Genomic DNA, 23,097 nt, shown 5'->3' on the forward strand with positions numbered 1-23,097 from the left:
GGGGCACAGCCATTTTCCTATTTTGGTTCAATCCTATCGTTAAGTGCCTTTATTTTTACTGTGTATGTAATCATCGCCGTAAAACAAGTAATTGATAATAATAAACAGCGTTTGTTATGGTAAATTAAGTTTACTCTTCTGCTTTCACAGCGGGGGCGTTGGTAAGACGCAAGCCACATCACAGCGAGTCTTGGATGGATAGGGGTAATCCTAGCTGTTTAAACAAAGTGGTAAGAATTGTACCATATCCTGCTAGCATCATCAGGCGCCTCTTCATAAGAAATTCACAACTAATTCATGAGTTTATCGTATTCGAGAGTTACACTAAGGACATGGAACCAATTCATGAGTATGCCCATTATGGTTTCTTTTTTTTAACGAGGAATATAGGGTAGACCCCTATACTATATTGGAAGGGTGGTGAGTAAATGAACGAACCGATAAAAGTAATTTGTTGTAATCAGAATATGACGAAAGAAGACGGCAACCTCAGGAGTCATCATGATGAAAAGACGATCCAACAGCTTATCGCCCGGATGAACCGGATCGAGGGTCAAATCAGAGGCATCAAAGGAATGATCGAGCGTCAAGTATATTGTGATGACGTCTTAAATCAGATCTCCTCCGCCCAGTCTGCCCTCGACGGAGTATCTAAGTTGCTTCTGGAAAAACACATGAAATCGTGTGTGAGGGAACGGTTAGAAGCTGGTGAAACGGAGGTAGTGGACGAAGTCTTAAACACGGTGTTCCGCATGATGAGATAACTTACGGTAAAGAATAAACAGTGAAAGGGAATCTGAGTCAGATTACCGGTAGGAGGTTAAATGTTATGAGTGAAACAACAAGAAGCGAGCATTTGGCACAGGTAAGTTTGCCGGTACAGGGTATGACTTGTGCCGCTTGTGTGGCAAAAGTGGAAAAAACCCTAAAAAGCATGGCAGGCGTGCAGGACGTTCATGTCAATTTGCTTTCGGGCAAGGCAGCTGTAACGTTTGCGAGTGATCAGGCTGGAGTACCCCAGATGGTGAAGCTAATTCAAGACATTGGCTACGAGGTGCCGGAGGAGGAAGTCCTGCTCACGGTGCGAGGCATGAGTTGTGCCGCTTGTGTCGCTAAAGTCGAGAAGGCCGTGAAAGGAATGCAGGGAGTCACCTCTGTTGTCGTTAATTTACCGGCTGAGTCGGCCAAGGTAAAGTTTTACCCCGGAGCCGTGGATAAAACCCGGATCAAAAAAGAGATCAATGCTATGGGCTATGAGGCGAGCGAAAAGGTGACAGGTCAGGAAGCTTTAGACCGCGAGAAAGAGGCGCGGCAAAAGGAACTTCGGTTCCAAACCCGCAATATGTGGATTGCCTGGCCCTTAGCCAGTTTGGTGATGATTGGCATGTTCCGAGACATGTGGATCTTTCCCTATTTTGTTCCGGAATTCTTAGGGAATGTCTATGTTCTTTGGGCCTTGACCACGCCGATCGCCTTTATTCCTGGCTGGCAGTTTTTTAAACACAGTTGGAACGGACTAAAACGGGGCGCGACCGATATGAATCTACTCTACGCGACCGGGATTGGTGCCGCCTATATCATTGCCACCATCAATACCTTTTGGCCCGATGCCGGTTTTGGCGGGCGGGGAGCTATCTTTTTCGAGTCAGCCGCTTTGCTAACGGCGTTTATCGTCTTAGGTCGCTTTCTAGAAGCGCTCACCCGGGGCCGGACTTCGGAGGCGATCCGTAATCTGATGAGCTTGCAGGCCAAAACAGCGCGGGTGATCCGCAATGGTGAAGAAGTGGAGATTGCCACCGATGAGGTGGAGATCGGGGATATCGTGGTCGTGCGGCCCGGGGAAAGCATACCCGTGGATGGCGAAGTTACCGAAGGTTATTCAGCAGTCGATGAAGCGATGATCACCGGGGAAAGCATGCCGGTGGAAAAACGCGCCGGTTCCCAGGTCACGGGCGCTACCATCAATAAGACGGGTTCCTTTAAATTCAAGGCAACCAGAGTTGGCAGCGAAACCGCTCTGGCCCAAATCATCAAAATGGTGGAAGATGCCCAGGCGTCAAAGGCACCTATCCAAAAACTGGCTGACTTTGTGGCAGGGCATTTCATTGCTGGAGTGCATGTCCTCGCGTTGATTGTCTTCTTCTTCTGGTTCTTTGTCGGTTACGGTGCATTCTTCTCGCCGGCAAGCCAGTTTATTCTCTCACCCTATAGCTTAGCGGAAGTCGGTGTCTTTGGTTTTGCTCTTCTCTTGTCAGTGACGACCTTGATCATTTCTTGCCCATGTGCTCTCGGCTTGGCTACCCCCAGCGCTATTATGGCCGGTACGGGTAAAGGTGCGGAGAACGGCATCCTCTTCAAAGGAGCTGATGCTGTGGAAGCGAGCAGCAAGCTTAATGCGGTTGTTTTCGATAAGACCGGGACCCTGACCATAGGGGAACCCTCTGTGACTGACGTGTATGCTACAGAGGGCTTTGCCCGGGATGATGTTTTCAGACTGGCAGCGATCACTGAAAAACCGTCTGAGCACCCCTTGGGTGAAGCGATCGTACGAGGGGCCAAGGAGGAAGGATTGTCGGTTGGAGATACGGACGAATTTGAGGCTATACCTGGACATGGTGTGCGGGCGACCTATCAAGGCCAGACAATCCTGTTAGGAAACCGCCGTTTGATGCAGCAACAGAAGATCGATATCAAAAACTTAAGTGGAAAAATGGAGCAGCTTGAGGGAGAAGGCAAGACTGCCATGTTGATAGCTGTTGACAGTAAGGCAGCTGGGATCATCGCAGTGGCTGACACCCTGAAGGAAAATGCCAAAGTGGCTGTGGAGCGCTTGCAGCAGATGGGTGTGCAAGTGGCAATGATTACTGGAGACAACCAACGGACGGCTGAAGCCATAGCACGGCAAGTGGGGATCAAGACAGTACTTGCAGAAGTGCTGCCCCAAGATAAGGCCGCCGAGGTGATCAAGCTGCAGGAAAAGGGTCTGAAGGTGGCCATGGTCGGGGATGGAATCAACGATGCCCCAGCCTTAGCTCAGGCCAACGTGGGAATTGCCATAGGTTCAGGAACCGACGTTGCCAAAGAAACAGGCGACATAATCCTGATCAAGGACGATATCCGCGATGTGGTCGGGGCCATTGAAATCGGCAGGGCTACCATGCGCAAGATCAAACAGAACTTGGTATGGGCATTCGTTTATAATATCACAGGGATTCCCTTGGCTGCCGGTATCTTGTATCCTTTCACAGGACTTCTGGTTAGCCCGGAACTAGCTTCCTTCTTTATGGCCATGAGTTCTGTATCTGTAACGATGAACACTCTGCTCTTAAAACGCTACCAACCATCGTTCCGGAAGGAAAAGGTGAAAACCAGTGCGCACCCGGTACCCCAACCACAAACAGCACGTTAAGGAGGAAGTCTTACTATGAACGATTTAGAAGCAAAAGCCGCCAAGCAGGCTTCCGTGGTTTATACTGCACTCTCGCTGGCGATAACTCTTATTTTTCTGATCATAACTTGGGTGGACGGTAATACCTATACTGCTGTGGCTCGGATCGGTGGCATGGTTTGGGTTTTCATCCTGAGTATGATTGTCTTTATGCCAATCGTTATTCCGGCGGTGAAGAAAAAGATCATGGGATAAGTTCAGTTTCTCCCCGGATAAAAGGCTAACTTCTCCGGGGAGAAAAATAAATTCAAGTGGAACACTCATAAAATATTCACAATTAATGTCAATAAAATAATCTAATCAATACTAGTAAGATTTAAATATAATTTGAAAGTTGGATATTATTCTCTGAGGGGGAACGAAATTTTGTCACAAATTTTATTTAGCATCGGGGAATTTTCGTTAAGATCTTATGGTGTACTGGTTGCCCTATCGATATTAATTGGTTTAGGGGTAGCTTATCATTTAGCCTCTTCTGAAAAGGAATACCGCCAGCATCTTGTAGACTTGGTGGTCTTTGCCGTGATTGGAGCTATTATTGGAGCACGTGTTTGGCAAGTCTTTTTCTACGAGTGGGACTATTATTCCCTCCATCTTACCGAAATCTTTATGATATGGCATGGCGGTATGGCTATTCAAGGAGGTTTGGTTGGGGCTTTTATTGTTGGATGGATCTATACTCGTAAGTATCAGCTTGATTTTTGGAGAATGGCTGATATTGCCGCCCCTGGGATTATCTTAGGGCAGGGGATCGGAAGAATTGCTTGCTTTCTTAATGGGGATGCCTATGGTAGCCCGACTAACCAAGGATTTGGCCTGGTTTATCCCCCTGGAACTCCGGCTTATGCAGCCTATGGTAGCCAACCCTTATGGCCTGCAGAGGTATGGGAAGGGCAATGGGACATGGTTGTATTTGCTTTGATCATCATCCTTTCGCGTTGGCGCAAATTGCCGAGGGGCATCCTCTTTTTAACCTATATTGTGCTCTATTCACTGGGGCGGTTTGGACTAGAATTTTTACGAGGGGATGGCGCACGTTATCTATTCAATTTGACTTCAGCACAGTGGAGTAGTGTGGGGATGATTGTTATAGCCCTTGTTTCTGCCGCTGTTCTGACTTTGCCAAGAAGTATCACGAAAAAATAATTGTGAGGATTATGCAAAGTTAAAGGAGGTTGAACGTTTAGTAACAAAATCAAGGATAATCGAATCAGTTTATTGCTTAGGAAGAGGGATTCTGAATATTAATCAGAGTCCCTTATTCAATGGGAAATTCACAGTTTTTTCATGAGTTTTTATCCGATGGCTAAACGCCACTAAGACTCCCTTCTTAAGCGGGTGATAAGTGGCGCTAAGCCCCTGGATAAGTTCAGCTAGACTTCAGATGGAGTTAAAACTCCACCTGAAGTAAGTTTCCTTTATCGAATCCAAGAGAAAATTCATAACAAATTCATAACTCATTCACAGCATAATCGAATTGATTAAATATACTTAAGACATGAAGACAGGGTTGCTGTGAAAATATTCTTGGTTGAAATTAAAGGAGGAAAAAGAAATGAACAAGACAAAATGGATGGTAGGACTCTCAATTGCAAGCGTGATGGCGCTTTCGGGTACGGCTTTCGCACTAACCTCTGGTTCAGGTGCCGTGAAATCGTTGGGACAAACTCTTGGATTCACACAGACAGTTGAAACAACAGCACAGAGTAGTCAGCTTGGGACACCTCAACCTATAACTTTAGCACTGTCTTCCCCAAATGATAACTCTGATGTGGTTACCACTCCAGGATTCAATGGATATGGTGGAGGCTATGGTATGATGGGAGGCTTCGGTGCTAATGGGAATGGTGGAGGCTATGGTATGATGGGAGGTTTTGGTGCTAATAGATATGGTGGAGGCTATGGTATGATGGGAGGTTTCGGTGCTAATGGATACAGTGGCGGTTACGGTATGATGGGCGGTGGTGGTTACGGCATGATGGGAGGTGGCTATGATGCAAAAAGCTTAGGTGTTGACCTCACAAACGGCGAAGTCACCACATCTGATCAAGCAGTAGCCATTGCTAAGGCGTTTATACAAAAATTTAACCAGGACGTTGTTGTTGCCGAACTTCATGAATTTTCAAATGGATATGAAGTAGAGCTCAAAGAGGGAGCGACAGGGGCTAAAGCCTATGAAGTTATGGTTTATAAGAATGGCGGACAGATCATAACTGACATGGGTCCGAATAGTATGTGGAATACAAAATATGGACATATGAATTGGGGAAATAATGGGGATGTCACGGTCAGTGAAGAACAGGCTACGAATAGCGCTCAAGAGTTCGTATCCAAATTGGGCCAAGGATATTCAATCGGAAAACCAGAACTAGCGCCCGGTTACTATGAGTTCATGATTCAGAAAGACGGTAAGGATTACGCGGAACTTGATGTTAATGGATACACGGGTCAGGTTTGGTTTGAGAACTGGCAGGGACCAATTATTAGTACTATTGATGCAAAGTAAAAAGGGAATTAGCCATCGAAAGCAACAAAAGGGCAGTGACTCCACATGGGAGAAACTGTCCTTTTCATTATTAAGCTACATTAATCAGGGTCCTTTCTTCATGAGAAATTCACAATTTTTTTATCTACATAATTTTATTAACGTCAGCAAGAAGACCCCGACTTCAAGACTCCGCTGTGTTTAAGTCGGGGATGAATTGTGTTCCTTATAAAAAATTATGTAAATTTAAGTTCTAACCTTAAGTAAGGATATTTTAAGCTGATTTTTGGAATCATAACACCAGTTTGTACGATATATTTGGTTCATTACTATCCAGTTAATAAAACTAAACATCTGGAGTAACAATATGCTGAGATCCATATATTCTAAGGCAGAATTAACTGAGGCGACAGATTTTTGTCCATTAGTTGGTGAATCTGATATCAAATGTTCTAATAAAAGTGGCTGAGGAGCTATTCCTCAGCCACTTTTATCTCTTTTGGAAGCTGGACGATGAATTCAGTCTCATGCTCGACTTTTTTAGAAATTTCTCAACCTACCCCTCGATAATTAAACAGGTGTACGAATACTTTAGCGACTACAGGAGGTGACAGCCAGACTGAAGATCACAAATTGCTTCAAGTATTAGAGTTACACAGCAAACACCAAGTTACGAATTATGAAAGGATTTGAATGGATTATGAAGAAGAGAGTTTTAATGGTTTCATTATCAATGGTTATGGTACTTGGCTTGGCGGGGATCGTGAACGCTACTACAATTGGCAAAAATACCACGGAAATGCAGCCAAAAGCTTCGACTGCACAGGCCTATATGAACAACAATGATGTCACAAGCGCTGAAGTTGAGCAGGTAGAAACCACTCAGCCCGATCAAACAGTTCCATCCAAGACAGATGTCTACGATCAAATGAGGAGTTCCGACGTGTCCATGAATAATCAAATGCAAAACATGCCAGTAAATACTCAGATGCAAAATATGCCTATGAACACTCAAATGAATGACCAGATGAATAGTTCCCAACACATGCAAGGAATAACTGGAACGAATAAACCGAACAATTCTAACGCTTCTCAACAGCAAGCCCAAAAATCAAGCGGCAACAATATGATGGGATCCATGGGAAGATAAGTCCTAAGAAGTGGCATAAATGGAAAAAGAAAAGTAGTGGCTGAGGAAATCTAATCCTCAACCACTACTTTTATCTCTTTAGGAAGCCGGACGATGAATTCAGTCTCTTGTCCGACTTTACTCTGTACGCTGATCGTGCCTTGATGGAGGTCCGTAATCTGGCGGACCAGCGCCAGACCAATTCCGGTTCCCCCTGTCTCACGGGTCCGAGATTTGTCAGCACGGTAAAAACGCTCGAAGATTAAAGGGAGATCGTCTTCCGAGATGCCGATACCTGTATTTTTAATCTTAATTTCAGCAAAATCCGCTGTCTTTGTAAGGGCAACGCTAATCTGACCGCCTGAGTTTGAGTACCGATAAGCATTATGCACCAGATTGTAAAAGAGCCGGGTCAGAAGGCGCTCGTCCCCTGACATAGTCACGGATTCTTCCGGGGCGTTCCAATTGAGAGCTAATTCTTTTTCCTGAATGAGGGGATAAAGGTTGCGAATAACTTTTTCAAGAAGATCCTTTAAGTCTACAGGTTCAAGGTTTAGCTGTAAAGCACCGATTTCTGCTACATTTAAGTCTTTTAGATCGCTGGATAAGTCAACTAATCGGTCAATTTCCTCATGAATGGAGGAGAGGTTTTCTTGATTAGCAGGCAGGACGTTATCTTGAAAGGCTTCAATATAGCTTTTGATCGAGGTTAAGGGAGTACGCAGTTCGTGGGCGATATCGGCGGTAAATTGTTTACGGAGGGTTTCTTGGCGATCCAAATTGTCGGCCATCGCATTAAAAGCGTTCGCCAGTTGCCCTACCTCGTCTTTGGAGCGAAGGTCAACGCGTTCGTCAAGGTGCCCATGTCCAATACGATTGGCTGCTTGCATTAATCGTCTCAGCGGAGCGACGAGTTGGCGGCTTGTAAAGTAACTGAGAATAATCCCAAATAGAAGCGCCAATCCTCCAGCGAAGAGTAGAGAGCGGAAGACTGCGGATTGGAAGCGGACATCTTGGGGATTGAGAATCTGTGCGGTTGCTGGGTAGCGGACCTGTGCAGTGGCTAAAGTCCCGAGGGGTCCTGACACCGTAAAGGTTTTTGTTTTCCAACTTGTTGTGGAATAGGTGGACATATTCATACTCATGCCCATCCCGCCTTGTCCATGCATCATATCTTCCATGGGGTTATTTAACGTGGCGATGAGCTTGCCGTTCGGATCAGTCAGAGTAACCACTGCACCAATCGGGAGGGAGTGACTTACTTCATTCAGAGACGCAGTATCCCAAGTGCCCTTGGTCTGATAAAGGGCACTCAGACGAGAGGGTAACTGTTCTAAGGTTGTTTCATTCGCCTGCGTTAAATAATCAGTAAACTGTTGTTTGAAGACGAAGTTTACGGAAAGCATGCTGAAGGTTAAAGTAATTATCGCGATGATCAGGGTGGAAAGAAACAATTTAGTGCGCATCTTATCCCCCCGCACTTGGATTAAACTTGTAGCCGATACCGTAAACGGTCAAAATAATTTGTGGGTCGCTGGGAGTCGTTTCGAGCTTTTGCCGGATCTTCTTAATATGGGCATCAATCACGCGGTCATCTCCGTCAAAGTCGTGCCCTTGAACAATTTCCACTAGCTGACCTCGAGATAACACCCGTCCAGGGTGTTTCGCTAAGGCTCCAAGGATCTTAAACTCTGTCGGAGTTAACATGATTTCTTGATCGTTAAGCCGGATTTCATGCTGGATGTTATCGATGGTAAGACCATTATCAAAGGAGATCACATCCGCAAGCGGTGCAGTTTCGTTATTGGTACGTCGTAGAACGGCGCGAACACGGGCAACCACTTCACGAGGGCTAAAGGGTTTCGTAATGTAATCATCCGCACCGATACTCAATCCTTGGATGCGGTCCTCTTCTTCGACTTTAGCGGTGAGCATGATAATAGGGACGGAGGATAGTTTGCGGATTTCGCGGCAAATTTCTGTTCCAGACATGCCTGGGAGCATTACGTCAAGGATGAGCAGGTCGAAAGGGTTTTCTTTAAACATAGTTAGAGCAATAAGGCCGTTTATGGCGGTGCTAACGTGAAACCCTTCTTGTTGAAGATAGGCTTTCAGTACAGTTGTTATTTTCTTCTCATCATCTACTAGTAAAATTCTCATGGACGGACGGACTCCTTTCAAAAACGTAAAGTCGTTATTTAATTAAAGGGAACGGCTCCCCCGCAATCTGGAGGTTAACTGTTCCCTTGCTATTTTTACTAACCTGTTCGTGCGAAGAAATATAAACCCAAGATAATGAGTAGGCCACCGCTTAAATACGTGATATTGTGCCCCCATTTTTGTAAGCGAGGTAAACTCTTTAACACGGCTGTAAAGGTACCGGCTATAATTAACGGTAACCCGTGGCCAAGTCCATAAATAAAGAGCAACAAAGCGCCATACCAAAGGACACCTTGACCTGCTACATAAGTCATCAAAACCGCTAAAACTGGAGTAGCGCAGGGCGAAGCAACCAGACCGAATAATAAGCCCACTCCAAAAGATCCTAAAACTCCACCCTTTTTCTCGGGCATAGCCTGTAAACCGGGTAAATTGATGTTGATAACTCCTATTAGCTGTAATCCCATGCTAATTGAGAAAAAACCAATGATATAAAGCCATGCTGGGCCAATTTGACCAAAAGCTTTACCTAATAGTGAGGCCACGATACCCAAAATAGCAAAGGTAGTGGCTAGGCCAAGTACAAAGGAGGCGGAAGTGATGAAACCCTTAGTTTTAGTCGGCTTTTCCAAGCCACCGATATACCCTAACATGACTGGTAACATCGACAAGATACAGGGGCTCAGGCTAGTCATTAAGCCCCCTAAGAAAACTAATAGCACGATGGTCAACCCGCCATTGGCCAAAGCGTTAGGGATAGAATTTTTGAAGAACGATTCGGACCAGCTATTGTTGGGATTACCAGAATTGAGGGCCTTTTCTAAGGTATCTATACTTTGCGGGCCAGTATCGTTGTAAGTGATTTGACCTTGCTGATCGAGCACAAAAAAGGCAGGAATATAGTAGATGTCAAATTGCTTAGCAAGAACCTGCCCTTGCGGGTCATCAATATCAACGACAATAAAGTTTGTGTTTTTGCTATACTTTTCCTCTAGAGCCAGCACCACGGGCTCCATGCTCCGACAGCTGGGTCACCATTTAGCATAAAACTCTAAGAAAATGGGTTTGCCTGATTTCTGAGCTTCTTGGAAAGCAACCAACGGTTGATTGGTTACGTGAAATTCAGAGGGGCTAGTGTATCTAGGGATAACCAAAGCCATAATGGTGAAAATTGCAACCATTAGTAACATAAATACTTTCGTTTTTGCTTTCATAATTCACCCCATTATTAGATTGTATGATAATTGGTTAGATATAGGAAAGTGCATCTAAAGGATCTAGCTGAACGGCCCGCCTAGCTGGGAAAACAATCGAGACAATCCCTATTAGGACAGAGGCGCTTACTGCACCCAAAGCCATCAAGGGGTGAAATTGAAACGCAACGGTTTTTTGGAAAGCGAATGGACCTAGTAGAGTTGGGATGAATTCACCCAAAAGATATCCGAGAACCCCTCCAGCAAGGCTAACCAAGACAATTTCTCGAATTAGAATAGATAGAATATGGCGACGGCGAAAACCGATGGCTCGGAAGACTCCGATTTCGGCAACCCGGTCATTAATGTTACCCATTGTCGTTACGAACACTATCAAAACACCAATAATGCCTAAGAGAGTGGAAGCTATTAGGGAGAAACTTGAAAAGCGCTCGACACTTTCTTTGGTACCCTGAACCAGTTGGGATATTTCAGCGACTTTGGCCTCAGGTAAAAGTTCACTTAAATAGGCCGCAGCTCGCTCGGGTTGAGCGGTATTAAGTTCAATCATGGACCAAGAGTCTTGTCCGGTAATTATTCGGGACGTCGTAAAATTCGTGAATACCCCATTGTCCTCTGAGCCACCTGTTTCCTGCATCACCCCGACAATGGGGTATTTCTGATGGTTGAGTTCTAGAGTACTCCCAACCACAAGATTCTCTCGGCGGGCAAGATCAGCACCGATAATAACTTCTCGGTCAGCGGGCGATAGTCCTTTAATATGCCACCACGGTTTCATTTTTAGTTCACTGGGAAAGTCGACTCCAATGATAAGATAACGCTTATTAATCCCTGCGACAGAACCGATTATTTTGGGGGCAATTCCACTGATCATAAGATCTTGAATAGTTTCGATTTTAGTTAATACGTCATAGTTCAACTGTTTGATTTCGTAGTCAACTCCAGGAACAGAGAGTCCACCATAGCTGAGTGTAAAATGTTCAGACTTGGGGGTAATGACGACGTTGGCACCATATTGGGTTAAACTTTTTTGTAAATCGTCTTGCATGCTTTTAGCCAGTGTATTCAGCGTGACGGTTATGCCGATTACTAATAGGAAGGTTAGAAGTAAAAAGGCTGTTTTCCCTTTACGCCGACGTAAGTTTTGGATAGCGATATCTGTTAGTGTCATAGAGTACCTCCTATATCGAGGTTCGAGGTTCGATGCGCAATGTTCGACTTCAAACTTTACGCATCGAACTTCGTATATTTGCCTCGCGCATCATGTCTCAAAACACGATCCTGCCTCTAGGCTCTGTCTTCAGACCCCGGCCTTTCTTCGTGCATCGTGCCTCGAACTTCGCGCATCGCGCCTCGCTTAATCACATGTAGCGTAAGGATTCAGTCGGGTCAAGTCTCGCTGCTTTCCAAGCAGGATTAAGGCTTGCTATTAGACTAATTAAAAGAGAAGCAAGTATTGCATAGACGAGCAAATTAGATTGCCAAGGGATATGAACTTGGGTCTTGACTAAAACGGATCCATACTGCACTGCCGCACCCATCCCAAGCAGGTAACCCAATAGCCCACCCAAACTACCTAATAAGCCCGCCTCAGTTAGAATGATTTGGATGATGTGGCGTTTTCGGAAACCGATCGCCCTCAAGATGCCGATTTCCCGGGTCCGCTCCTCAACTGAAGATTTCATAGTCATAGTTATAACTAGACTACTGGCCAGGAAGAGTATTAAAGAAACGATTCTGGCAAATAGGTTGAACCTATTAACTGTATCATCTCGAGATTCTAAAGTCGACTTAAGAGCAGTAACTTTGGTACCCGGTAGTTTGGCACTTAACTGCTGAGTGACTTCTTCGATCGGGCAGGTATAACATAAAGCGGCAGTTTCTATGAGGCTGATGGCATTGGGTCGATTAGCCAGTTTCTGGAGTATAGTCAAGTCCATGAAAATTGCCTGGTCATTTTCCGTCGATCCAGTAGGTTGGATGATCCCTGCCACCTTAAAAGCCTGTTCTTTGATCGTTATAGTCTGCTTAGGGCTAAGGCCTAGGGAACGAGCAACGTCACTCCCTAAGATTACTTCGTCGGCTGATGGGATTTGGTTTTTGGCAAGACCATCCAGTTTCCACCACTTTTTAAGGTGCAATTCCTGTTGGAAGTCCACTCCGAGTAATAAAATAGTTTGTCCATTAATTTTAGTATCCACCAAAAGTTTAGGGGCTATTGTAGCCAACGTTTCCTTGTTTTTTATGGTTTGCATCAGCGGAATAAGGGACATGTCAAGTTCTTTGACCTGAGTCGGAGCTTCAACCGTTATCCCGCCAAAGGTCATCGCTGCTCCGGTGTCAGGAAGGATGAGGATATTAGAACCGAATTGATCAAGTTTGTTGGCGACATCTTCTTTCATGGCTTGGGTTGTCGAATAGAGGAAGATAATCGAAGCTACTCCGATGACGACACTAAGAACCAATAAAGCAGAGCGCATTTTACGGCGGCGTAGGTTTTGAAGCGCTATATCTGTTAAACACATATACTTTTCCTCCTTAGGACTCTAAAACCCCATCACGGATATAAACTGCGCGAGAGACCCATTCCAGATTTTCTTGGTTATGAGTCACCATAATCATGGTTAAACCACCTTGGTTAAGGGTCTGAAAAAGTTCCAGCAGCTCCATTGCCGTTTTCGAATCTAGACTGCCAGTGGGCTCATCGGCAAAGATAATAGCTGGTTCATTAACGATCGCCCGAGCAATGGCTACTCGATTTTGTTCGCCGCCCGATAATTGATTGGGTAACCGGAGAGATTTGCTACCTAAGCCGACTTTATCGAGGACAGTTTGAGCCATATCTCGTTGTTCTTTAGCCGGGCGGGAGGTAATTGCCAGCGGGAGCATGACATTTTCCAGGGCTGTAAGATAGGGAATTAATTGATATTGTTGGAAAACAAAGCCGACGTACTCATGCCGAAAATCGGCTAACCGTTCAGGTGCTAAGGCATAAACATCGATATCGTCGATCATGAGTTTACCAGAGGTAGGCGGATTTAGCCCGCCTAGAACACTTAGCAAGGTGCTTTTCCCGGAACCGGAAGGACCCATTAAGGCTAAGAATTCCCCTTCCGCAATCTCTAAATTAATATTCTTTAGGGCTTCAACAACCCCGTCCCCACCTTTATAGGTTTTGGTAACCTCGCGGACCTTTATTAAAGACATTTAGCTATTCCTCCTAAATCACAAGTTCACCCGATGGCTTACACTGGCGAATAGAGCAACCCTACACTTGTCAGAATGAACGCACCCGTCAAACGAGTGCGTTCATTCTATTCATTCAATGATCAGTCTTGATTCTCAAACTAAACTCTAGGTGCCCACGCATCTAGGACGGTTTGAGGAATTTCTAGATTGTCCCCGTTTAAAGAGTAGGTCAGTGCTTCTGGGGGATATGCTTGGCAACCACCGCTTAATCCTTTGAGTGTCTGAAGATCCCAGGTCGTTCCGCAGACGTTGCATACTATTTGGTTACCAGTGATGTGAAAGGTTTCTCCCTTACAGGGTTCACAAAAGCTGACTGCCACCATGACTTTTCCATCGGGTTGGGCAAAGGCTGTCAAAGGAATCCTTTTACCGTTCGCTTTATACTCGGTCCATATAAACTTTTTATCTTTGATTGCACTTAGGGTTGTAACAATTGCCTTTCCATTTTCAACCTTGCTTTCGACAATTGTTTGCTCTAGTTTATCGTTTTGGCTATAATTCATTTTTTGCCCGATGTCCGCAGCCGCCTTGACAGAGGTACTAGGTTTATCGTTGTTAACAACCATGAAATAGGTACCTATCATAATCATAACTGTAATAATGCCAATGATACTGTAAAGCCCTGCTTTATTTTGCTTTTCTTGGGTAAATTTCTGATTTTTCCCCGCACGGTCGTTATTCATCTGGAAATCCTCCTTGTTAATGTTGATTAAAGTAGGAACCCTGGTTCAGGTGGAGTTTTGCTCCACCTGAAGTTTAGTTAAACTTTTTTCAAAAGGAAACAACAAGTCATTCATTATAGGATTTTTCTCAAGTTTATAAAGATGAAAATCTTGGAGTAATTACAATCTGGCCTCCGGCTTCTGACATCTGATCCCTGTTACTACATCCGCATTCCCATTCGCACTGTAAACGTAAGGAAATTCAGAATACCGAAGAGCAAGATGACAACTAAATACGGCATAGCGACTGATAAGGCTTTACTCGTACCATAGTTCTTTTTAGCAATCCGATAGGCAGTGTAAAGAGAACCGAGAGTTCCGGCGATGACTAAGACGTATTGCATTATTTGGATTATCGGGTCAGAAACGAAGTCGGTTGACCCCTCAAGATGCACTCCAAATAGCCCCATGAACGTGTAGTAAATTGATTTCCCTTCCGCCAAAAGGTGGAACAAGTTGTGAGCCATGTGTGCTGCGAGGTCAAGCGGAATGACAGCATATCCAAAACGTGCGAAGGCATTTCGCATAGTCTCACCAGTAGAACGCTTAGATACTGCAGTCGCTGCGAAAAGTAATAATACCGGAGTAGTCATAGCGATTATAAAGATAATCGTAAAGGCGATATCCTTACTAATACCCAATGTCAGCTCGGCCCACTTAAGGTAGGACTGGTAAAAGTCCAACATGGTAATATTCTGCACAAAGACAATTCCGACGATAACAATAGCTAAGAAAGACTCTTCGAAATGCGCCCTGGTCATTGACCAAAACTCGCTGGTGGGTTTGCGGGATGTTATTCGGATAGAATCATGGGGGCAGCTTTTGATGCAGTTCCCACAGAGATTGCAGTTAGCATTGTTTTCCATTACCATCGGAAATTCAAACATAGGACAGCCCGGTGTTTTTGTATTGCCCTTGTAACAATCTCGAGTCGTACAAGTTTTGCAGGTTTCTTTGTCGGCACGAAGCTCTAGCATACCGGCTCGGGAATAGTTACCGGACAAACTACCGAGGAAACATAAATAACGGCACCAGGTACGGCGTTCAAAGAACATTGCGGTTACCATTACACCACCTAAGATGAGTAACAAGAGGGTGCCAGATCCTCGGGGAGATTCCACTATCCCCCAGACGTGGTCGGACCAAGTAATGAAAATAAAGGTTATATCAATGATCCATAGTCCATATTTCCTAAGAAAATTCGGGACTTTACGGTTGGCCCCAAAAAGCTTCTGTGTCAAATCGCTCACCCAAGCAAAGGGGCAGACGGCACACCAGAACCGTCCGAATAGAAAGAAGAAGAGGGGTAAGAGTGGCCACCAAAGAACCCAAGTAGCGGCAGTACCGAAGTTATCGTGGCCGCTTGTGGGTCCCGCTAGAGTTTCAACCATGATGACCGCGAAAACAAGCACGGCAGCCCATTGGAAAATTCGCGGATAAAGGGAACTTTGCAAAAACCACTTGAGGGGTTTAAACTTAAGGAAGTTTCTAGTTTGTGGGGATCTAGACTTTAATGGTTGACTCATTTTTAAACCTCCTTTAAAGTGTTTTGCTTACGTTTTAGGAATTGAGCAAAAATACCAGCAAGAACTATGAGTCCGCCAACACTTCCGATGAGGATCCAGTTCGGGCCAGTTTTGGAAACGTTAAGAGGCAAAGTCACGGTTGTTTCTCCAAGAGTAGGAGAACTGATATTAATTTCCTGGCTCCAATCTCCCTTTTTGGTGGGGGTGAGGGTGATTGTGTACATTCCAGGTTCCATGTTGTCTAATTTAGCTTGTCCTTGAATCGAAGTGTCTGAGGACATGCTCATACCAGGCATACTACTGTCTTTATCACCGTCCATGAGTATCATGTTCACATTCACAGAAGCATCGAGGACGGGTTGTACGGTTGCCTTATCCTTAACGGTAATCATGAGGTTGACAGGTTGATTCGGAGCAGGGTTCTCAGGGGTAAATTGTACATTCACTTGAAACTTGTTATCGCTGGCTATTGCTGCATCCATAGGCTTGGTAACTTGTTCAGAAGTAGAAGAAGGGTTGTCGGACATGTTCATGTCGGACATGTTGTTGGATGAGGCAGGTTTTGAATCAGCTAATGCGGGAAGGGTAAAAAGTAATAAAGAGAATAGGGTTAAAACGATAAGGGATATTTTCTTTTTCATGAAGTACACTCCTGAAATTTATTCTGGTTTAGGATATATGCAAAAGCTGTGCCAAGATGCGAGGTTCGAGGTTCGAGGCGCGAAGTTCGAACTTGGAACTTGAGTGAACATCTCTTAATATCGTACATTCGAGTTACTTTAATTGGAGAGCAGTCCTAAACTTAGATTGAGATTCAAATTTATTTTATGAAAATTTTCGATAAAATAGTAAAGGGCTCCTGATGAAATGAAATAAATAAGTTTTGAGTTAAAAAACTGTAGGATTTCCCACACTATGCTGTGGGAAATCCCGCAATCGAGGAGAGTGAATATGCGAAGGGTTTTAATTGCGGATGATGAAGCAAATATGCGCTGGGTTTTGGAACGGGCCTTAAGTAAAGCTGGCTATGATGTTGAGACAGTAGAGGATGGGCAACTCGCCTTAGATCGAGCCTTGTCTGAGCGTCCGGATCTTGTCCTTTTAGATTTAAAAATGCCGAAGATGGACGGTTTAAGTCTTCTTAAGGCGCTAAAAGAGCATTATCCAGACTTACTGATTGTCATGATGACTGCGCACGGAAGTACCGCTACGGCGGTTGAGGCTATGAAGGCCGGAGCCCACGATTATTTGATGAAACCCTTTGATATTGAAGAACTTCTCATTACAGTTACTAAGGCCTTTGAAGTGGAAAGCCTGCGTGAACAGGTGGATTATTTAAAGGGAGAGGTCCGAAGTGATGGGTGGCAACTGGTGGGGAATAGTGACGTGATGCAAGCGGTTAAACACTTAGTGGAGCGAGTCGCCTTAACTCAAGCAACGGTGCTTATTCAAGGGGAATCGGGGACGGGAAAGGAATTGGTAGCCCACGCAATACATACCTTAAGCCCGCGGGTTAATGGACCATTTATTCGAGTAAATTGTGCAGCACTGACGGAGACCTTGCTGGAAAGCGAACTGTTTGGACATGAAAAAGGAGCCTTTACTGGAGCTCATGCTCGAAAGACGGGCCGCTTTGAGTTAGCTGATGGTGGCACACTCTTTCTCGATGAGATAGGGGAGTTGTCCTTTAATGTTCAAGCTAAGTTGTTAAGGGTTCTTCAAGAGCGGACGTTTGAGCGGGTTGGCGGTGAGAAAACTATCAAGGTGGACGTGCGTATTATTACGGCGACGAACCGTGATTTACTGAAAGAGGCCCAGGAAGGGCGTTTTCGAGAGGATATTTACTATCGCCTGAGTGTCTTTCCTATTTCTATTCCTCCCTTGCGAGAACGTCGGGAGGATATCCCTTACCTTGTAGAAAATTTCTTAATAAAACTTGGAACGTATGGACAAAGAAAGACTCTTGGTCTGGGAGTCCTTACTCAACTCATGGCCTATGACTGGCCAGGAAACGTGCGTGAACTGGAAAACGTGGTGGAACGTATGGTTATTATTTCCCAAGGGGCCGTTATCGGGGTGGATGGGTTGCCCGTTTTTAACACTCCCGCAAAAGAGGAGAAGGGCCCCGGACCCTTTGTGCTACCGCCTGAGGGAGTTTCCCTCGAAGAACTAGAGAAATCCTTTCTCCAGCAGGCCATGGAACAAACGGGGGGGAACCAAAGCCAGGCTGCCAAACGTCTAGGTCTTTCTAGGCATGCCTTTTTATACCGTTTAGAGAAATATGGAATAGATCCTCACTGGGGAATTTAGGAAAAATTTCAAGTGGGTACGTTGTTTGGTTCGAGGAAACAAGGAAAGGGAGGAGGTTTTCTTTTGCTGAATCAAATGCCTGAGCCCCCTGCACAAAACCGTGCCCGGGCTATCTTTGATCTAATTGCTATTGGGCTTGTCGTGGCGGTTCTGACGATTATTCACTACACGAATTATCATTATGAAGTGGATTATCACATTCTCCTGCAATTCGCCTATTATCTGCCGGTAATTTATGCAGCTATGCGTTTTGGACCTGCAGGAGGGATCATTTCTAGTTTTGTCATCACGTTGCTTTTCCTACCGCTGATGGTGCATTTTCAGCAAACGTTGACACCAGCCGCTAAGTATACACAGTGGGTAGAAGTCGGCTTAATTAACGTCATCGGCTGGTTAACAGGCTTCTTGACTGAAGAGGAGCGGAAGGCGAAACGCAAATATCAGCTCGCTCTAAAGGTTCAAAAAGAGTTGGTCGAGAAGTTAAAGCAAGAAGGACAGGAACGTGAACGATTAGAGGGTGAGATCCGGCGAACGGAACGAGTAACCGCCCTAGGGCATATGAGTGCTGGCTTAGCTCATGAGATACGCAATCCCTTGGGGATAATGAAAGTGAGCATTCAAATGCTAGCCCAGGAAAAAAGCAACGATGAAGTCGTTGCGGATTATTGTCGGGTACTTCAGGAAGAATGTGAACGGTTAAATCGCTTGGTAAGCGAGTTTCTGTCCTTTGCCCGTCCTAAAGAACCGGTACGTGAACGGATTGCGCTGGGGAAACTTTTGGACGAAGGAGTTAGCATAATCCAGCCTGCCCTATGGCAAAATCATATTGAGTTAGTACAAGTGCGAAATCCTATTGACCAGCAAGAGGTTGAGGTGGACCCGGATCAGATTAAGCAAGTCATACTCAATATTTTACTCAATGCTATCGATGCACAGGGGGAGGGTGGGATGATTCAGCTAGAGGGGGTTCAGAAGGGTGGCTTTGTAGGCTTCGCCGTCAGTGATGAGGGGCCCGGTATTTCGCCAGATGCCATGCCCTATATTTATGACCCGTTTTTTACGACGAAGGAAAAAGGGACTGGATTAGGGTTGTCCGTTGTGCACCGCATTCTTGATCAGCACGGGGGGAAGATCTCCACAGCAAATCGGAGTGAGCGTGGGGTTCGGGTGGAGATACTGTTGCCTTCCGTTTAATTTTAAAAATCATGGCTCAATACTCGGCGGAACGAAAGTCCTGCCGAGTATTATTTGTAGATGGAAGATTTGACTATAGTAAACTATGGGGGTTAATCTGGGGGTTAACTTCTGGTCATCAGAAGTTGCCTTACCTTCTTTAATTATTCTTGGAATAACCATTAGCGTATCATTTTTCATAGAACGACCCTGGTGCAAATATGCATGTCCTTATGGAGCTGTTTTAGGTCTTTTCAACTTGTTTAGGATCTTCAGAATTCAGAGAAAGAGTAGCAGTTGTATTAACTGTAAAGCCTGTGACAAAGCTTGTCCTATGAATATTAACGTATCCACTAATAATACAGTCCGAAATCACCAATGCATCAGCTGCCTGAAGTGCACCTCCGAACACACCTGCCCAGTTGCAAGTACGGTTGAGTTTTCGACAAAGGGGGAAAACCAAGTATGAAAATGAAATCCAGCATTCTTGGATTGACTGTAATCGTTGTCATCTTTGGAAGCGTAGGAATTACATCGGCTCTTGATCTTTGGAAAACCACGAATGACAAAATACCTGATTCAATTGGGTACTTGACAGCTATCAGCTATTAATACTATACTAAAGATACTATAAAAAATATACTTACTTCTAGAAAGGTAATCACATGGCACGCAAGTACAACCATTATTGCCCTGTAGCTTTTTCGCTAGAGGTCATTGGCGGAAAATGGTCGTTTACCATCATTCGAGACCTGCTGACTAAGCCACAACGGTTTACTGATTTGTTGCAGTATTCAACTAACATCACACCAAAGGGGCTTACGCTCACACTGCGAGAGCTCGAGGAGGCTGGTATTGTCCAACGGGAAGAACAACCGGGCCACCGCGAAGTCTGGTACAGGCTAACGCCGGCAGGAGAAGACCTTCGTCCTGTGGTGGAAGCAATGAAGGATTGGGGCCTGAAGCACGCAATGCGGCCGCCGTTGCCGGGAGAAGTGGTTCGCCCGGATCTGGCAATGGGTGTCATCACAGATTCCCTCAATAAACGTGGCCGTAAGTTGCCACAGCCTGCAACTTGGCTGATGTGTTTCACGAATGGTGGAACCTATGTCTTGTCGTTTGACGGTAACCGATGGTCAACCCGTAAAGGTGAGGAAGCAGATCCTGATGTCAGGGTGACGGTATCCCCTGAAGTGTGGGCGACATTCCTTGCCGTCAAACGGAGTGAGCGAGATCAGTTTGTTCAATCTATGCAGCTCGATGGCACACCCGAACGCGTCGAGGAGTTTTTGCGAACCTTCGTCGTTAGGGATTAAGAGGAGGGTTGAACTTGAGCGAATGGAAAAAGACCGGTTGCGTACTTTGTGGTCAAAACTGTGGTCTCGAGGCGCTAGTGGAGAACAACCGAATTGTTAAGGTCAGACCAGACAAAGATAATCCCCGCAGCCAGGGATATGCTTGCCGGAAGGGACTCAATATCGCGTTTTACCAACATCACAACGACCGACTTACACACCCGTTAAAAAAAGTAGGGAGCGATTTCGTGCCCATCTCCTGGGAACAGGCACTCACTGAGATAGCAGCGAAACTACGCTCTATCGTTGATGAGCACGGGCCCCGTTCGTTGGCCTTTATGGGTCTCGGCGGCTTGGGGGGGCACTCTGAAGCGGTTTTTGGGCTTCGTCTTTTACGTTCTCTGGGCTCCAAGTATTACTATAATGCCTTGGCTGGCGAGCTTACCGGTTTGTTCTGGGGTTATGGACGAACAATAGGGAGGCAATATAATTTTACCATCCCCGATCACGACCGGACCGATATGCTTCTTGCCATCGGTTGGAACGGTTGGATGAGTCATCAGATGCCCCAGGCTAGACGGGTTCTTGATCAGATGTCCAAAGACCCTGACAAACTGTTGGTGGTTATAGATCCACGACGTTCGGAGACGGCTGCAAAAGCAGATATTCACCTGGCTTTGCGTCCGGGTACCGATGCATTACTAACCCGCGCTATGATTGCCATCATCTTACAGGAGGGATGGCAAAACCAGGAGTATATTGACCAGCATGTCAGTCAGTTTGAGCAGATTAACACCTGGTTTAGGGAATTTGATGCCCGAGAGGCCTGCCGGGTATGTGAACTGGACTATGATCAGGTCAAAGAAGTGGCCCAGCTTTTTGCCACACGTAAATCATCGCTCCATGCAGACCTCGGGGTATTGATGGGCAGGCATAGCACGGTGACTACATATTTAGAGATCATACTGCTCGCCATCTGTGGGCGGCTTTTAGTACCAGGAGGGAATGTTGTTCCAGGCTATTTAATGACCATGGGTGCGCACACAGATGATCGAAATCCTAAGTATTGGAAAACCATGGCGACAGGATACTCTGCCCTTCTGGGTATGCATCCGCCTAACGTGATGCCAGAAGAAATTAACAATGATCACCCGGAGCGGTTACGTGCAGTTCTCGTCTCATCCAGTAACCCCGTGCGCTCTTTTGCTGATACCTCGGCCTATGAACAAGCCTTCTCGAAGCTGGATCTATTGGTCACAATCGATATTGCCATGACGGAGACAGCCATGATGTCGGATTACGTTCTACCGGATCGCTCGCTCTACGAGCGTTGGGATACTACTTACTTTCAGCTCAATTATCCCGAAATATACTGCCAGATGCGCAGGCCCATCGTGGAACCAGAGGGTGAACCCCTGGAGGGGAGTGAGATCTTTACCCGTCTGGCTGACAAACTAGGCTTTATACCGGACATTCCGAAATCACTCTATGCTGCAGCAGGCAAATCCCGGCTTGAATATGGCCAGGCGTTATACGCATATATGCAATCCGACCCCAAGTTAACTGCGACGATGCCCTTTGTGGTGGCCAAGACCCTGGGTAAAGAAATGGGATCGTTTAACTTAGCTTGGATGTGGGCTTTGCTGCAGACAGTTCCTCGGAGCTTTAAGGAAAATGCAGCACGGGCCGGCTTCAAACCCGGTCTCACCATGGGTGATGACATCTTCCAAGCCATCCTCGATCACCCTGAAGGGTTGTGGATCGGTAAGGTGGATCCGGACAACAACTTTGCCAACCTAAAAACCGACGATAACCGCATTAACTTATTTATCCCGGAAGTTGAAGAGTGGGTTAAAGGTATAACCCCAGAGTCTGAAAGAGGACAATTGCAGACTAATGAAAACTACCCGTTTATTTTGATGGCCGGAAGGCACACGGACGAGAATGCCAATACTCTAATGCGCAATCCGGAGTGGAACCGTGGGCGAAGAGCTTGTACCTTAGCCATGAATCCGGATGACGCCGAACGGATGGGCCTAAGTGACCAACAACTTGTGAAGATTACCACTGAGGCAGGGACGGTGAACATCGAACTGGAAACCACGACGGATACTCGCTCGGGAATGGTGATCCTCCCGCACGGCTTTGGGTTGGAATTTAACGGGGAGGTATTCGGTGTTGGCATCAATCGTTTGACCAAAAACACTCACCGCGACCATATTGCAGGTACGCCATTACATCGTTATGTCCAGTGTCGGGTGGAAGCGGTTGTCGGTTGAATGTTTCCCTGAAGTAGAATTGATAGTCCCCAGGCATGGTAAGTAGTAACTATATATAATGAAATGCAGTCATATACTAGATGGCTGCATTTCTCTTTTATTCACAT

General features: G+C 45.6%; 21 protein-coding genes and 1 pseudogene. 13 read left to right on the forward strand and 9 right to left on the reverse strand.

The window, feature by feature from the left end; genetic code table 11:
• The first annotated feature begins 467 nt into the window (after positions 1-467).
• The 6 genes from ACYQ3Q_RS23780 to ACYQ3Q_RS23805 all read left to right on the forward strand — a co-directional run bounded on the left by ACYQ3Q_RS23780 (position 468) and on the right by ACYQ3Q_RS23805 (position 7,083).
• Positions 468-764, forward strand: coding sequence for a metal-sensitive transcriptional regulator (locus tag ACYQ3Q_RS23780; RefSeq protein WP_459930964.1), 297 nt, complete (start codon positions 468-470; stop codon positions 762-764).
• Positions 765-829: 65 nt separating this feature from the next.
• Positions 830-3,409, forward strand: a complete 2,580-nt coding sequence (locus ACYQ3Q_RS23785; protein WP_459930929.1) for a heavy metal translocating P-type ATPase — start codon at positions 830-832, stop codon at positions 3,407-3,409.
• 15 nt (positions 3,410-3,424) lie between these two features.
• Positions 3,425-3,643, forward strand: coding sequence for a hypothetical protein (locus ACYQ3Q_RS23790; protein ID WP_459930930.1), 219 nt, complete (start codon positions 3,425-3,427; stop codon positions 3,641-3,643).
• Between the two features lie 171 nt (positions 3,644-3,814).
• Positions 3,815-4,594, forward strand: coding sequence for a prolipoprotein diacylglyceryl transferase (gene lgt / locus ACYQ3Q_RS23795; RefSeq protein WP_459930931.1), 780 nt, complete (start codon positions 3,815-3,817; stop codon positions 4,592-4,594).
• Positions 4,595-5,003: 409 nt separating this feature from the next.
• Complete coding sequence (locus tag ACYQ3Q_RS23800) at positions 5,004-5,954, forward strand: peptidase (protein ID WP_459930932.1); 951 nt, start codon at positions 5,004-5,006, stop codon at positions 5,952-5,954.
• A 679-nt stretch (positions 5,955-6,633) separates the two neighbouring features.
• The gene (locus ACYQ3Q_RS23805; protein WP_459930933.1) at positions 6,634-7,083 is read left to right on the forward strand and encodes a hypothetical protein; all 450 of its coding nucleotides are present in this window, start codon (positions 6,634-6,636) and stop codon (positions 7,081-7,083) included.
• 50 nt (positions 7,084-7,133) lie between these two features.
• On the opposite strand, the gene ACYQ3Q_RS23810 is transcribed toward ACYQ3Q_RS23805, so the two are convergent.
• The 9 genes from ACYQ3Q_RS23810 to ACYQ3Q_RS23850 all read right to left on the reverse strand — a co-directional run bounded on the left by ACYQ3Q_RS23810 (position 7,134) and on the right by ACYQ3Q_RS23850 (position 16,574).
• Positions 7,134-8,528: a sensor histidine kinase gene (locus tag ACYQ3Q_RS23810; RefSeq protein ID WP_459930934.1), complete on the reverse strand. Its 1,395-nt coding sequence runs from the start codon at positions 8,526-8,528 to the stop codon at positions 7,134-7,136.
• Between the two features lies 1 nt (position 8,529).
• Positions 8,530-9,222, reverse strand: coding sequence for a response regulator transcription factor (locus tag ACYQ3Q_RS23815; protein ID WP_459930935.1), 693 nt, complete (start codon positions 9,220-9,222; stop codon positions 8,530-8,532).
• Positions 9,223-9,320: 98 nt separating this feature from the next.
• On the reverse strand, positions 9,321-10,436 hold the full coding sequence (locus ACYQ3Q_RS23820; RefSeq protein WP_459930936.1) for a cytochrome c biogenesis protein: 1,116 nt from the start codon (positions 10,434-10,436) through the stop codon (positions 9,321-9,323).
• Between the two features lie 34 nt (positions 10,437-10,470).
• Complete coding sequence (locus ACYQ3Q_RS23825) at positions 10,471-11,607, reverse strand: ABC transporter permease (RefSeq protein WP_459930937.1); 1,137 nt, start codon at positions 11,605-11,607, stop codon at positions 10,471-10,473.
• A 190-nt stretch (positions 11,608-11,797) separates the two neighbouring features.
• On the reverse strand, positions 11,798-12,961 hold the full coding sequence (locus tag ACYQ3Q_RS23830) for an ABC transporter permease (protein WP_459930938.1): 1,164 nt from the start codon (positions 12,959-12,961) through the stop codon (positions 11,798-11,800).
• A gap of 13 nt (positions 12,962-12,974) precedes the next feature.
• On the reverse strand, positions 12,975-13,643 hold the full coding sequence (locus ACYQ3Q_RS23835; protein ID WP_459930939.1) for an ABC transporter ATP-binding protein: 669 nt from the start codon (positions 13,641-13,643) through the stop codon (positions 12,975-12,977).
• 140 nt (positions 13,644-13,783) lie between these two features.
• Positions 13,784-14,368: a DUF2318 domain-containing protein gene (locus tag ACYQ3Q_RS23840; RefSeq protein ID WP_459930940.1), complete on the reverse strand. Its 585-nt coding sequence runs from the start codon at positions 14,366-14,368 to the stop codon at positions 13,784-13,786.
• Between the two features lie 200 nt (positions 14,369-14,568).
• On the reverse strand, positions 14,569-15,933 hold the full coding sequence (locus ACYQ3Q_RS23845) for a 4Fe-4S binding protein (protein ID WP_459930941.1): 1,365 nt from the start codon (positions 15,931-15,933) through the stop codon (positions 14,569-14,571).
• A gap of 2 nt (positions 15,934-15,935) precedes the next feature.
• Complete coding sequence (locus tag ACYQ3Q_RS23850; protein ID WP_459930942.1) at positions 15,936-16,574, reverse strand: hypothetical protein; 639 nt, start codon at positions 16,572-16,574, stop codon at positions 15,936-15,938.
• A gap of 310 nt (positions 16,575-16,884) precedes the next feature.
• On the opposite strand from ACYQ3Q_RS23850, the gene ACYQ3Q_RS23855 reads away from it, so the two are divergent.
• The 7 genes and pseudogenes from ACYQ3Q_RS23855 (at position 16,885) to ACYQ3Q_RS23885 (ending at position 22,990) form a co-directional block, all read left to right on the forward strand.
• Positions 16,885-18,243, forward strand: coding sequence for a sigma-54-dependent transcriptional regulator (locus tag ACYQ3Q_RS23855; protein WP_459930943.1), 1,359 nt, complete (start codon positions 16,885-16,887; stop codon positions 18,241-18,243).
• Between the two features lie 75 nt (positions 18,244-18,318).
• Positions 18,319-19,437, forward strand: coding sequence for a two-component system sensor histidine kinase NtrB (locus tag ACYQ3Q_RS23860; protein WP_459930965.1), 1,119 nt, complete (start codon positions 18,319-18,321; stop codon positions 19,435-19,437).
• A gap of 85 nt (positions 19,438-19,522) precedes the next feature.
• Complete coding sequence (locus ACYQ3Q_RS23865) at positions 19,523-19,885, forward strand: 4Fe-4S binding protein (RefSeq protein ID WP_459930944.1); 363 nt, start codon at positions 19,523-19,525, stop codon at positions 19,883-19,885.
• On the forward strand, positions 19,882-20,028 hold the full coding sequence (locus ACYQ3Q_RS23870; protein ID WP_459930945.1) for a hypothetical protein: 147 nt from the start codon (positions 19,882-19,884) through the stop codon (positions 20,026-20,028). The genes ACYQ3Q_RS23865 and ACYQ3Q_RS23870 overlap by 4 nt, the downstream gene beginning before the upstream one ends.
• A gap of 53 nt (positions 20,029-20,081) precedes the next feature.
• Positions 20,082-20,378, forward strand: a pseudogene (locus ACYQ3Q_RS23875) (winged helix-turn-helix transcriptional regulator); the annotation flags it as partial.
• A gap of 9 nt (positions 20,379-20,387) precedes the next feature.
• A complete protein-coding gene (locus ACYQ3Q_RS23880) occupies positions 20,388-20,732 on the forward strand; it encodes a hypothetical protein (RefSeq protein WP_459930967.1) in 345 nt (114 codons plus the stop codon).
• 14 nt (positions 20,733-20,746) lie between these two features.
• Positions 20,747-22,990 carry a molybdopterin-containing oxidoreductase family protein gene (locus tag ACYQ3Q_RS23885; RefSeq protein ID WP_459930946.1) on the forward strand — a complete coding sequence of 748 codons (2,244 nt, stop codon included), beginning with the start codon at positions 20,747-20,749 and terminating at the stop codon, positions 22,988-22,990.
• Positions 22,991-23,097: the final 107 nt, after the last annotated feature.

Source organism: Desulfosporosinus burensis (genome assembly GCF_054657535.1).